At 60.1% G+C, this 12,858-nt stretch carries 8 protein-coding genes; 7 read left to right on the top strand and 1 reads right to left on the bottom strand.

Going from position 1 to position 12,858, the window contains the following annotated elements; all coding sequences use genetic code 11:
• Positions 1 to 149 precede the first annotated feature (149 nt).
• From ruvB to ACOCF6_RS21370, 5 genes are read left to right on the top strand one after another with little or no spacing between them, the layout of a single operon-like run.
• Positions 150 to 1,172 carry a Holliday junction branch migration DNA helicase RuvB gene (gene ruvB / locus ACOCF6_RS21390; protein WP_482462352.1) on the top strand — a complete coding sequence of 341 codons (1,023 nt, stop codon included), beginning with the start codon at positions 150 to 152 and terminating at the stop codon, positions 1,170 to 1,172.
• A gap of 2 nt (positions 1,173 to 1,174) precedes the next feature.
• The gene (locus tag ACOCF6_RS21385; protein WP_482462351.1) at positions 1,175 to 1,888 is read left to right on the top strand and encodes a DnaA/Hda family protein; all 714 of its coding nucleotides are present in this window, start codon (positions 1,175 to 1,177) and stop codon (positions 1,886 to 1,888) included.
• Positions 1,885 to 3,219, top strand: a complete 1,335-nt coding sequence (locus tag ACOCF6_RS21380) for a hypothetical protein (RefSeq protein ID WP_482462350.1) — start codon at positions 1,885 to 1,887, stop codon at positions 3,217 to 3,219. Before ACOCF6_RS21385 ends, ACOCF6_RS21380 begins: the two co-directional genes overlap by 4 nt.
• A complete protein-coding gene (locus ACOCF6_RS21375; RefSeq protein WP_482462349.1) occupies positions 3,216 to 4,151 on the top strand; it encodes an ABC transporter ATP-binding protein in 936 nt (311 codons plus the stop codon). The genes ACOCF6_RS21380 and ACOCF6_RS21375 overlap by 4 nt, the downstream gene beginning before the upstream one ends.
• Complete coding sequence (locus ACOCF6_RS21370; protein ID WP_482462348.1) at positions 4,148 to 4,906, top strand: ABC transporter permease; 759 nt, start codon at positions 4,148 to 4,150, stop codon at positions 4,904 to 4,906. The genes ACOCF6_RS21375 and ACOCF6_RS21370 overlap by 4 nt, the downstream gene beginning before the upstream one ends.
• 15 nt (positions 4,907 to 4,921) lie before the next feature.
• Here the strand turns inward: ACOCF6_RS21370 and ACOCF6_RS21365 are convergent, their stop codons facing one another.
• On the bottom strand, positions 4,922 to 5,800 hold the full coding sequence (locus ACOCF6_RS21365) for a YicC/YloC family endoribonuclease (RefSeq protein WP_482462347.1): 879 nt from the start codon (positions 5,798 to 5,800) through the stop codon (positions 4,922 to 4,924).
• A 99-nt stretch (positions 5,801 to 5,899) separates the two neighbouring features.
• Here ACOCF6_RS21365 and recC point away from each other — a divergent pair, with 99 nt between their 5' ends.
• Positions 5,900 to 9,121, top strand: a complete 3,222-nt coding sequence (gene recC / locus ACOCF6_RS21360; RefSeq protein WP_482462346.1) for an exodeoxyribonuclease V subunit gamma — start codon at positions 5,900 to 5,902, stop codon at positions 9,119 to 9,121.
• Complete coding sequence (locus ACOCF6_RS21355) at positions 9,118 to 12,807, top strand: UvrD-helicase domain-containing protein (RefSeq protein WP_482462345.1); 3,690 nt, start codon at positions 9,118 to 9,120, stop codon at positions 12,805 to 12,807. Before recC ends, ACOCF6_RS21355 begins: the two co-directional genes overlap by 4 nt.
• The last annotated feature ends 51 nt before the right edge of the window (positions 12,808 to 12,858 follow it).

Raw genomic sequence — 12,858 nt, 5'->3', positions numbered from 1 at the left:
CATGAAATGTATAATTGTATAAAATTAGTACAGTGATCAATGCAAGTCAAGCTCAAAGGCACTGAAACATGACCGCTTCATGTATACCCGGTTTGACAATCAAACCGGAATCGTTCATAGTCTAGCGATTATTTACCGATGGAGCCGAGATGAGCAGAGAACTCGCCATACCCCCCCAAAAAAGCGACGATGATTTCCAGCTCGACGCGACCCTGCGTCCCAGGGCACTGGACGACTACATCGGCCAGGAAAAGATCAAGGGGAATCTGCGGCTGTTCATTGATGCCGCCAAGGGGCGGGGAGAGGCACTGGACCATGTCCTGCTGTACGGCCCACCCGGTCTTGGCAAGACAACCCTGGCAAATATCGTGGCCTGCGAAATGGGCGTCAACATCAAGTCCACCTCGGGACCGGTCATTGAGCGCCCCGGCGATCTGGCCGCCATCCTGACGAATCTCGAACCCCATGATGTGCTCTTCATCGATGAGATCCATCGCCTGTCCAATGTCGTCGAAGAGATCCTGTATCCGGCCATGGAGGATTTCCAGCTGGACATCATCATCGGACAGGGGCCCAGCGCCCGCAGCATCAAGCTGGACCTGCCGCATTTCACCTTGGTGGGCGCCACCACGCGGGCCGGCCTGCTCTCCTCGCCCCTGCGTGACCGCTTCGGGGTCATCTCGCGCCTGGAATTCTATACCCCCGCGGAACTGGCCACCATCATTTCCCGTTCTTCAGGCATCCTGGGGATGGAAATCGATCCCAAAGCCGCCGCCGAACTGGCCCTGCGCAGCCGTGGCACGCCCCGCATCGCCAACCGCCTCTTGCGGAGGGTGCGTGACTTCGCCCAGGTCCGCGCTGATGGTGTGATCACCCAGGACGTTGTCCGCAGCACCCTCACGCTTCTGGAAATAGACGAGATGGGCTTTGACCAGATGGACCGCATGATCCTGCTGACGATCATTGATAAATTCGGCGGCGGGCCGGTCGGCCTGGACACGATTGCTGCGGCCATCAGCGAGGAAAGTGACACCATCGAGGATGTCTATGAACCCTTTCTGATCCAGAATGGTTTCCTGAATCGCACCCCCCGTGGGCGTGTGGCAACCCCGGCCGCCTATCTCCACTTCGGCCGGATCGTAGCGGAAGTCCCCCAGGGAAAGTTGTTCTGACCATGCAGGGTTTTTTCGAATTTCCCGTCAACGCCGTCTGTACCTTTGAAAACTATATTGCCTGCGACGGCAACGCCGGCGCCCTGCAGTTTTCACTCCGCATCGCGGCACCCGATGATTCGGAAAACCTGCTGTATCTCTATGGTCCGCCCGGTTCCGGCAAGACCCACCTGCTGAAGGCTATGGGCCAGGTCATGAGCAAAAATCTGCAGCGCCCGGTTCCCTATCTGTCCTGCCGAGAATCATTCAACGCTGAAGAACTCTGCTCACGCTTTGCCGGTGCCGATGCACTGCTGGTGGATGACCTGCATCTGCTGCCGGACGAAGCCGACCTGCGGATCGCACTGTGGCAGGTCTTCAATGACTTCCATTCGTCAGGACGCAAGATTGCCATGGCAGGCCTGTACCCGCCCCGCGAGCTCCCCTTTCTGGACGACCATCTCGTATCCCGATTGCTGTGGGGATTGGTGGCGCGGGTGGACGTGTCCGATGACCATTCCCGCCAGATGATTCTCAGGAAGATTGCCGCTGACCGCCAGATTCGCATTCCGGATGAGGTGGTTGATTTCATCCTCATGACCACCAGCCGCGAGGTTGGCGACCTGATTGCCGCCTTTGATGCCCTCTACCGCTGCTCCATGGCCAGCAAACGCAAGATATCGCTGCCGCTGGCCCGTGAATCCCGTGACAGCATGCTGTCGGGGAAACAGTCATGAGCCCCTTCCGTAATCAATTAAAAACGCCCGAAGAGATTGAGCTCGAAAAAAAACGGGCTGAGCTGTCAGGCCTGAAGGAGCAATGTGCGGCGCGAGAGTCCGCTTTTTCAGCTCTGAAAGCGGACATCCGCATGTTCGAGCAGGTCTACGAAGGGGTTCTGGGTGCCCGGATCGCCATCCTGGAAGACCTGGAATGGCAGCTGAACGGACTGCTGGACGACAGTGATGCCGCTGAAACGGTTGCATCGCCGGCCAGCAATGACGCCTTTGCCTACTTTCATCATCGCACCGACCTGCTGGATGATGAAACGGATTGCGATCACGACCCCACTTCCCCGCCCAGGAACCTCAAGTCCCTTTACCGCGCCGTTGCCAAGGCCATTCATCCCGATCTGGCGCCCGATGAAGGTCAACGCCTGCGGCGACAGGAGTTGATGGCCATTGCCAATCATGCCTATGCGGTCGGTGACCGCAAAGCACTGGAAGACATTTTCTTCGATTGGGAGCAGGGACCGGAACTCGTATCCGAGCTGGATGTGGCCCTGGAGCTGGTGCGCGTTATCCGTGAAATAGCACGGATGCAGCAAAACATCCATGCCCTGGGCTGCCAGATTGAAGAGCTCAAGGCAACGGATATCTACAATTTCAAAACCCGGGTGGATGAATCCCTGGCTGACGGTATCGACCTGCTGGCGGAGATGGCTGCTGCCCTGGATCTGGATATTGCCAAAACCAGAAACCGGCTGGCGGTGTTACGGGGAGATGGTAGCGGTGAGACAGGCCGCTGCGGCACCCCGCTGGAAACACGTATTATCCGCTTTCCGCTTGACCTGCCGTGCGGCACCCTCTTTGAACGGAGCAGGAGCTCCGTGGATTTCAGAGACTGGCACAGGGTCGGCATTGCCCGGGGCGCCAAAGAGGTCTATCTGGACAAGTCAGTACGCCTGGACGTCAAATGCGCACCCGGAGCCGGTCTCGCTTTTCTGGACACTCTGCAGACGGATGATCTTCAGGCTCTGTTTCTGTATGACGCAGATGACACCGCCCTGAGCCACCTGGCACATCTGGGTGGCCTGGAAGAGCTGTATCTTTCCAATACAGCAATTACCGACAGCGGCCTGCGGCAACTATGCCAATTGAACAGCCTGAACAGGCTGTATATCTATCATACCGCCATCAGCGACTACGGACTTATGAACCTGATCCGGCTCCCCGGGCTGAAAACGCTGACCTGCAGCGGAACCTGCATCACCGAAGAAGGACTGAACCGGTTTCGCCAGCTGATGCCGCGCTGCAAGCTGGTCAACTTCAAATGGCGTTACGACCAATGAATACCCCGCCATCCGCCATATCCGTTCGTTCGCTTTCCAAGTGTTACGGGAATCTCACCGCACTGGCCGATTTCAACTTGGAGGTTTCCCAGGGATCGATCTTCGGCCTGCTGGGACCGAACGGGGCCGGCAAGACCACCCTGATCCGCATCCTGACGACTCTCATGCGGCAAAGCACGGGAGAGGTATTTATAGAGGGGCTCGATCCGCGCAGCCACGGCCGCGAGATCCGCAGCCTGATCGGGGTGGTCTCCCAGGAAAACAGCCTCGACCGCTACATATCAGCCCGGGAAAACCTGGAGCTGCATGCCCGGCTGCACGGCATGGAGGCCGGGCGCTACCGCAGACGGATCAACGAACTGCTGGAGCTGATGGGGCTGGCGGGGCGGCAGCACGACATGCCCGACACCTTTTCAGGCGGCATGCAGCGCCGGCTGGTGGTGGCGCGGGCGTTGCTGCACGAACCGCGCCTGCTGTTCCTGGACGAGCCGACCACCGGACTCGATCCCCAATCCCGCCGGGCGGTCTGGGAGTATATCAAGTCGATTGCCGGCCACATGACCATCTTTCTGACCACCCACTATCTTGAAGAGGCGGAGCAGCTCTGCGACCGGATCGCCATCATGGACCACGGCCGACTGATCGCACTCGGCAGTTCTCAGGAGTTGAAGGACAAGTTGGAGGGGGGGACGTTTTACCAGATCGAATTCAATGATCAGGTCGGGAGTTATGCCGAACTGCTGCGAGGGATGGCCTGCGTAAAGGCGCTTGAGGTTTCGGAGCAAACGATCTGCATCGGCCTTGCATCCTGGGAATGCCTGTCGGAGGTGGTGACCGCGCTCAACGGTGCTCCGGTGCGGCGTATTTCACTGAAAGAACGGACGCTGGAGGATGTCTTCATGGACCTGACCGGCAAGGGGGTACGGGAATGATCCTGCGCGGTTCGTTCGCCATCTGGCGGCGTGACATGCTGGTCCTGCGCCGCAGCATCCTGTCCGAAATGGTCGCGGTGGTGGCCTATCCCTTGACCATCTACCTGGCCTTCGGCATCGGCATGCAGGGCTATATCGGCCTGGTGGAGGGGGTGCCCTACGGCCTGTTCATCGCCCCCGGCCTGATCACCATGACCGCCGTCAATGCCGCCTACAATGAAAGTGTCTGGAGTCTCTGGTTTCACCGGCGGGTGCAGTTCACGATCGAATCCTACCGGGTGACGCCGATCTCAGTCTCCGAGATTGTGATTGCCAAGATCCTGTCCGGTTTTACCCATGGTCTGATCAAGGGGCTGGTGGTCGGGCTGGTGATCTTTGCCATCACCCCGTTCCGCTTCCCGATCGAGCATCTGGCTGTCTACCTGCTCTTTCTGGTACCGGGCTCGGCGCTGTTTTCCTGCGCCGGTGTGATCTGCGGTACGATCATGGACAAGCCCGAAACCATCGGCAAGGTGGAAGCGGTCCTGGTCATGCCGCTGATCTTCATGTCCGGTCTGTTCTTCCCGCTCTCATCCTATCCCCCCGCGGTCATTCCCTGGGTTCGGGCGCTGCCTACCACGGCGCTGTTCGAGGGGGCCCGCCAGGCATTGGTTGGGGGTGCCCTGCCCTATGGCTTCCTGCTGCAGGTAACGGTCATGGCGCTGGTTACCTTCGGTTCCGCTGTTCTGATATTCCGGAATAAGATGTCCGAATAGCAGCGTTGACCTCACTCACTCCACATTCTGAACCTGTTCGCGCATCTTCTCCATCTCGGCCTTGATCTGGATCACCAGACCGGCGATGATCGCATCATTGGCCTTGGAGCCGATCGTGTTGACCTCGCGGTTCATCTCCTGCATCAGGAAATCCAGCTTGCGGCCGACCGGCTCTTTCAATCCCAGGGCTTCATCAAACTGGACAAAGTGGCTGGCAAGCCGTACCAGCTCTTCGGTAATGTCGCAGCGATCGGCCAGCAGTGCTACCTCCTGGGCCAGACGGGCCGGATCCAGTTCCGTAGCGCCAAGCAGCTGTTCCAGCCGGGCCGCAAGCTTTTGTTGATATTCCGCCACCATCAGCGGGGTCCGTTCGCTGATCAGGGCAACCCATTCGGCAATCTGGCTGCGACGGGCCAACAGATCCGTTGCCAGCGCCTCCCCCTCTTTGGCACGCATGGTGTCAATCGCGGCCAGGGCAGACCCGACCGCCTGGGTCAATTGCGGCAGAAATTCGGTTTCTTCAATAACCGTTGACACATCCCGTAGAACGCCCTTCTGTGAAAGGACCAGGGACAGCGGCACCTCCTGGGTCAGGCCCAGCTCACGGGACAGGTGGCTGAAGCTGTCAAAATAGCCCTTGGCCAGCTCACCATTGAGCTGCGGAACTGCATCTGCGCCGGTGGTTTCCTCCCATTGCACCGCTACATCGATCTTGCCGCGCTTGAGCACGGTTGAAATCTGGCGCTTGATCTCGTTTTCAAGGGAGAAAAACGCGCGCGGCATGCGCACGGAAACCTCGCCATAGCGGTGATTAACCGAGCGGATCTCCACGGTAAAACTGCCTCTGGGCGCGGTCGCCCCACCCTTGCCGTAACCGGTCATACTCTTTATCATTGCAGCGCTCCTCCTCATGCGTCAAAGTACGTCGTACAATGCATGACATAGCCTACTTCCTGCTTGTTTGTCCAGCCATTTCGGGTATAGTTTGTCACCATGAACCATCTGCATGTACATACCAGCAGCTCCCTTACCTGTCTGTCCGCGGCCCTGGCACGGACTCTTTCGGAAAACCCGCCCCGGCCGCTGGCCCGCGAAACCGTTGTAACCCTGAGCACCGGTATGGGGCGCTGGCTTTCCATGGAACTGGCGGCTGCCCAGGGGGTCTGTGCCGGCATGGATTTCCGTTTTCCCAACGATACCCTCGACGCCTGTTTCCGTACCGCCATCCCCGGCCTCCCGGAATCATCCCCCTTCGCAACGGACACCATGACCTGGCGCATCGCCGCACTGCTGCCGTCATTGCTCCAGCTGCCCGCGTTTGCCACTCTGTCCTCATACCTGGGAAACGGCAGCGATGACCGTCGCCTGCTGCAGCTTGCGCGCACCCTGGCCGACACCTTTGACCAGTACACCATCTACCGACCCCGGATGATCCTGGAATGGGACCAGGGCCAGGGTGATGAGTGGCAGCCGCTGTTATGGCGGGCCCTGTCAACACCCTGCCCCGGCATGCACCGGGCGGCACTACTGCAGCGCTTCCGGCACTGCCTGGAGACAGATGCAACACTGCCGGACAAACTGCCGCCGCGTATCAGCCTGTTCGGCATCTCGTTCCTGCCCCCCTTCCATCTGGAGGTCTTTTCGTTGCTTGCCCGCTATATTCACGTCGACATCTATCTGCTGAATCCCTGCGGAACCTATTGGGCCGATCTCCTCTCGGAAAAACGCCAGGCCTCCCTGGCGCTGAACCCCGCTATCCCGCCCGAGGCACTCGAGTATTATGAAACCGGCACCCCCCTGCTCTCATCACTCGGTACCCAGGGTCAGGAGTTTTTCAACCTGCTGCTCGATTTCGACGCCTCCTGGCATGACCTGGAAAACGGGCAGAAACCTGTATTTCCGACCCTCCTGGGCACTGTCCGGAACGATATACTGGAATTGTGCGATCGCGGCGGGTCAGCTCCTCGCGCAACCGTCACTGACAGTGACCGTTCACTGCAGATCCATTCCTGCCACGGTCCTTTGCGCGAAATGGAGGTGCTGTACGACAATCTGCTGCAGATGTTTGAAGAGCTGCCCGGTCTGGAGCCGCGTTCGGTTTGCGTGATGACGCCGGACATTGAAGCCTATGCCCCCTACATCACGGCCGTCTTCGGCACCCGTTGCGGCGGCCGCCCCGCGATCCCCTTTACCATCGCGGACCAGAGCGCACGAAAAGAGAACCCGGTCATCGAGACCTTTCTCAGGATCCTGGGTCTATCAGCCAGCCGTTTCGGGATCAACAGCATGCTGGAGATCCTCGAGTGCCCCCAGGTGATGGCGTGCTTCGACCTATCAGGCGATGAACTTGAACGCATCCGTGCCTGGCTTTCCGGCTGCGGAGTGCGCTGGGGGCTCGACCAGGCGCATCGCAGCGCACTCGGTTTTCCGTCCTATGCTGATTTCAGCTGGCAGGCCGGCCTGGAACGGTTATTCCTGGGCTATGCCCTGGCCCCCGATGGCGATCGGCTCTTTGCCGACAACATGCCCTACGACAACATCGAAGGGCGCCAGGCGCAGGCCCTGGGCAAACTGGCCGCGTTCATAAACATCAGCGCCCGCGTACGGGTTCAACTCTCGTCACACCAGACCCTGCAGGAATGGGCCGCTACCCTGACCACGGTTGCCGACCAGCTGCTCCGCCCATTGGACGAGAATGATACAAGCTGCAACTCGCTGTATACCGCCTTCCAGGCACTTCGTGACACCCAGGCGAAATCCGGATTCGACCAGCGGATCGGGGTGGAGGCGCTGAGCGACCATTTGACCGGTCTGCTGGAAAAAGGCGGGAGTGCCTCCGGCTTCCTGAATGGCCGGGTGACCTTCTGCGCCATGCTCCCCATGCGCAGTATCCCCCAGCGGGTGGTCTGCCTGGTGGGGATGAATGACGGCATCTTCCCGAGAAATCAGCGCCAGCCGGGATTCAGCCTGATGAGCGGCACGCGGCAACGCGGTGACCGTTCGGTGCGGGACGAGGATCGCTACCTGTTTTTGGAGGCGATCATGTCCGCCTCCGAGCGCCTCTATATCAGCTACACCGGCCAGAACGACCGGGACAACACGCTCCTGCCCCCCTCGGTGGTCGTTGCCGAACTGCTGGATTATGTCCGGCGGGGCTTTTATCTGGAGGGAACAGCGGACACGCCCCCCGACGTCGTCACTCGGCATAAGCTGCAGTCCTTCAACAGCGCGTACTTCAGCGACGCTGACGGCGCACAACTGTTCAGCTATGCCGTAGAGACCCGGGATGCACTGGATGCCTGTCGCGCTACCGGCAGGGCCCGCAGGCACTTCATCGACACCCCCCTGAGCGATGACCCGCAGCTGTGGCAACAGCTGGATGTCCTCCAGCTGATCAGGTTCCTCGGCAATCCCGCCAGAACCTTTCTGGCGCAGCGCTTGAACGTCCAGCCCTTTGATCCTGCCGAAGAGATCGATGAGCGTGAACCCTTTACCCTGGACAGCCTGGCCGGCTATGGACTCAAACAGGATCTGGTGAAAAAGGCCCTCAATCATGAAGATCCGGCCGATCTGTTTGCCCCGGCCCGCGCCCGATCACTGCTGCCGCCGCTGCGGGCCGGACAGTTCGCCTTCACCGCCCTCCGGGAGGAAAGCGCCGTTTTCGCCGGTCTGGTTGCGCCCCGCCTGGGGAATGCCCTCGATCCGCTCCCGCTGGCACTGGAGGTCAATGGAACGCTGCTGACCGGCTCCATAGGGGAGCTTCGCCAGGGAAGGCACGTACGCTGGCGCTGCGCGGGCATGAAAGGGAGCGACCGCCTGGCCCTGTGGGTCGAACACCTGCTCCTCAATACCCTGCGTGCAGAGGGCTACCCCCGCGAGAGCCAGCTGATCTGCAAAGACCTGACCCTGACCCTGCCCCCCATTTCCAACGCCGCCGAGCTGCTGGCCGATCTGGTCGCCCTGTACCGCGAAGGGTTGTGCCGGCCGCTGCATTTTTTTCCCCAGAGCTCCTGGCTGTATCTCGATAAAAACCGGGACAGTGCCGAAAGCCGCTGGAACGGGACAGACCACTCGCCCTCCCCGGCTGAATCGGCTCAATCCTCATTCGCGCTCTGTTTCAACGGTAGTGATGTTCTGGACGATGAGTTCATCCACTTGGCCGAACGTGTCTACGGCCCGCTGCGTGCGATTGCGGTCGAGGAGAAACTGACATGAAGCACCTCGACCTGACCAGCATCGAAACAAGCGGTCTGCACCTGATCGAAGCCAGCGCCGGTACCGGCAAGACCTGGACCATCACCGCCCTGTATATCCTGCTCCTGCTGGAACAGCGCCTGCGGCCGGAAGAGATCCTGGTGGTGACCTATACCAAGTCAGCTACCGCCGAACTGCGCGACCGCATCCGGACACGCATCAGCGATACCCTGGATCTGTACACAACCGGCCGTGCCCCCCGGGACGAACTGGAAGAGATGCTGCTGGCCACACGCGGCACGGACCGGGAGACAGCCGTACAACTGCTCACACGGGCGCTGTATTCCTTCGATGATGCCGCCATCTTCACCATCCACGGTTTCTGCCAGCGGGCGCTGCAGGAAAACGCCTTTGAAAGCGGGTCGCTCTTCGATACGGAGATGATCAGCGACCAGGCGGCTATCCTGGCCGAGGTCTGCGATGACTTCTGGCGCAAACAGATCATGACCGAAGCGGACGGTTTCCTGAAGTGGCTGACCGCCAGGGGCTTCACCCCCGCCAAACTGGCGGAACCGTTCAGGGGACACTACCAGAACCCGGCCTTGAAGGTCATTCCGTCCACGGAAGATGCAGATCTGACCGGGATCATCACCGGATGCAGCAGACTGGTGCCGGAACCTGCCCGGATCTGGCGCGCTGAAAGGGATAGCATCCTGCAGCAGCTGTCCCAGGCCAATCTGAGCCAGACCTGGTACAAACCGGCCCAGATCGACGCAGCGGCAGCTGGCTTGGACAGATGGCTGGCTGCGGGGGATGTCACGGCACCCTGTCCGGAAATGAACCTGTTCACGTCTGCCGGAGTGCTGAAAGGACAGAAAAAGGGCTCCACGCTGCCGGCACACCCGTTCTTTGACCGCTGTCAACAGCTCTATGATGCGATTCAGGCGGTCGAGCAAGCCATCAGGGTCAGGCTGATCCATCACCAGACCGCTCTGCACAGCTGGATGCGACAGGAGCTGTCCGACCGCAAACGGAGTCTGAACCTGCGCTGCTACGATGACCTGCTGCTGGACCTGCACAAGGCGCTGACCGGTGAAAGCGGCGGGCAGCTGGCCCGGAATCTGCGGACGCGTTACCACGCGGCATTGATCGATGAATTCCAGGATACCGACCCGCTGCAATGGGAGATCTTTTCCCATCTGGCGGGAGTGCATACGAAATCGATTTCGAGTGTAGGTCAAGGCGACGAGGAGGAAGCGACGCAGGCGTATATGGAAATACGTCGAGGAGCTTCTGACGAAGTCAACGCAGAGATACGCTCGAAGGCGGCTTCGTATCCACTATTCCTGATCGGTGACCCCAAACAGGCCATCTACAGCTTCCGCGGTGCCGATATCTTCGCCTATATTGCAGCCGGCCAGGCGGTTGAAGCCAGCAACCGTTCCACACTGGTCACCAATCGCCGCTCTGTCGCGCCCCTGGTAACGGCGGTCAATGCCGTATTCGAGGCGTCGGCAGACCCCTTTCTCTGCAGTGAGATCGGCTTCAGCCCGGTTGATTCGGGGCGCAACCCTGGTCACCGGCTCCTGCACAACGGTCAAGCCGTGGAACAGCCCCTGCAGTTCTGGGTCTATCCCCGTGAAGACCAAACCCAGGCGGTCAGGAAAAACGAGGCCTGCCGGACAATCGTCCGGACGGTGTCCGCAGAGATCGCCCGCCTGCTGGACGGAACACGCGAAATCATCGACAAGCACGGCCGGCGCAAGCTTGCTCCGGGGGATATTGCGGTGCTGGTCAAGGCCCATTACCAGGCCGACCTGGTGCAGTCAGCCCTGAATGACCTTTGCATTCCATCGGTACAGCACGGCAGTGCAACCATTTTCGAGTCGATCGAGGCCCTGGACATGCTGCGGATTTTGCGGGCCGTGCACGAACCGTCCCGGGAACGGCTGCTGCGCGAGGCGCTGTTGACCAGCAGCCTGGGGCTCTCGGCCAATGAGGTTGCCGGGTATCTGGCGGCGGGTGACGAGAGCAGCGGCTGGGAAACATGGCTGCTGCATTTTCGCAACCTGAATCATGCCGCCCGCACAGGCGGTGTCATTGCCATGGCGGAACTCCTGCTGGGCGAATGCGGTCTGCGGCAGAGATGCCTGGCACGCAGCAACGGAGAACGGATCCTGACCAATATCCTGCAATGTGTCGAACTACTGCACCGTGCGGAGCAGGAGCACGCCAGCGGCCTGGAGACATTGATTCTCTGGCTTGAACGACGCCTGGGCGCCGAGGTGGAGGATGAAACCGCATTGCTGCGGCTGGAGACCGATGACAATGCGGTGCAGCTCTCCACCATTCATGCCAGCAAGGGCCTTGAATACCCGATCGTCTTCCTGCCGTTTGCCTGGGATGCCCCCTCGAACAGAAACCTTCAGGCGCTGTATCATGGTGATGACGGGGCCTTGACACTCGACCTGGGTTCAGACCAGCTGGAGGATCACAAGGCGCTCACCAGGCAGGAGCGCGCCGCTGAAGCGGCCAGACTGCTGTATGTCGCCATTACCCGTGCCGAGTTCCTCTGTTACGTCGCCTGGGGCTGCATCAGCGATGCACACTCGTCGCCGCTCTTCACGCTGCTGCACGCTGCAACGGTCAAGGACGCCAAGGGTTTCAAAGCATACCCGGACCAGAATATCCTGGCGGATATCGCAGGTCTCGGCTCCCCGGCAGAAGGCCTGGCAGCCGTATTCCTGCCGGTTGATGCCCCGGCCCCGGTCTATCGCCCTGCCGGTGAAAATCTGCCGGCACCGGTCTGCCGCAGACTGACGCAGGCCATATCCAGCGACTGGCGTGTCACCAGCTTCAGCGGCATGGTTGCCGGCAGCGAACGTCCCCAGCAGCCCCGGGACTATGACGCCCTTTCCGGCACATCTCCCGAATCGCTGACGCTTGACACCCACATCAGCACCAGCGGACTGAGCATCTTTGATTTTCCCCGGGGTGCCGCCGCCGGAACCTGTCTGCATGAGATCTTCGAACGTCTCGATTTCGCCGCGCTCAGCGACAGCCATATCGCCCAGAGCAGCCGTACCTGTCTGCTGGCCAACGGCTACCATGAGCAGTGGCTGCCGGCCGTCACGACCATGGTCTCAGCCGTGACACGCTCAGCGCTGCTGGCCGACAGCCCCGGTTTCAGCCTGTCGCAACTGCCGCAGGGTGCCTGGCAGTCCGAGCTGGAGTTCTACCTGCCGATTGCCCAACTCTCCCCGGAGCGTCTCAGCAGGCTCTTTGACGGCTTACTGCAACCAACACTTCATGGCAGCTTTGATAAGATCCTTGAATCGCTGGATTTCATCCAGAGCCGCGGCATGCTGCACGGTTTTATGGATATGGTCTTTGTAAACGACAATCGCTACTACATCATCGACTGGAAATCGAATCACCTGGGCTCCAGCTGTCAGCAGTACTCAGCTCAGGACCTGACCCGATCCATGGCCGAGCATGCCTATATCCTGCAGTATCATCTCTACACCCTGGCCCTGGATCGCTATCTGCGGCTCAGACTTCCTGGCTACAGCTATGAAGCGCACTTCGGCGGCGTCATCTACCTCTACCTGCGCGGCGTTTCCGGCGAAACCCCGGGCTTCGGCATCTATCACGACCGCCCTGCGACAGAGTTCATCAACCGGGCAGATGATTTGATGCTGGGATGATTGCCGCCACACGGTTCCCTTTCCCCTTGCCATCTCGACGCGAACGACCTG

The sequence above is a fragment of the Geobacter psychrophilus genome (genome assembly GCF_056821595.1).
Note: the sequence above shows the minus strand (reverse complement) of the source record. Positions and strands in the feature narration are given on the sequence as shown.

Coding starts and splice junctions, on each gene's coding strand:
- ACOCF6_RS21375 (WP_482462349.1), top strand. CDS start 3,216: ATGAATACCCCGCCATCCGCCATATCCGTTCGTTCGCTTTCCAAGTGT.
- ACOCF6_RS21370 (WP_482462348.1), top strand. CDS start 4,148: ATGATCCTGCGCGGTTCGTTCGCCATCTGGCGGCGTGACATGCTGGTC.
- ACOCF6_RS21380 (WP_482462350.1), top strand. CDS start 1,885: ATGAGCCCCTTCCGTAATCAATTAAAAACGCCCGAAGAGATTGAGCTC.
- ACOCF6_RS21365 (WP_482462347.1), bottom strand. CDS start 5,800: ATGATAAAGAGTATGACCGGTTACGGCAAGGGTGGGGCGACCGCGCCC.
- ACOCF6_RS21355 (WP_482462345.1), top strand. CDS start 9,118: ATGAAGCACCTCGACCTGACCAGCATCGAAACAAGCGGTCTGCACCTG.
- recC (WP_482462346.1), top strand. CDS start 5,900: ATGAACCATCTGCATGTACATACCAGCAGCTCCCTTACCTGTCTGTCC.
- ruvB (WP_482462352.1), top strand. CDS start 150: ATGAGCAGAGAACTCGCCATACCCCCCCAAAAAAGCGACGATGATTTC.
- ACOCF6_RS21385 (WP_482462351.1), top strand. CDS start 1,175: ATGCAGGGTTTTTTCGAATTTCCCGTCAACGCCGTCTGTACCTTTGAA.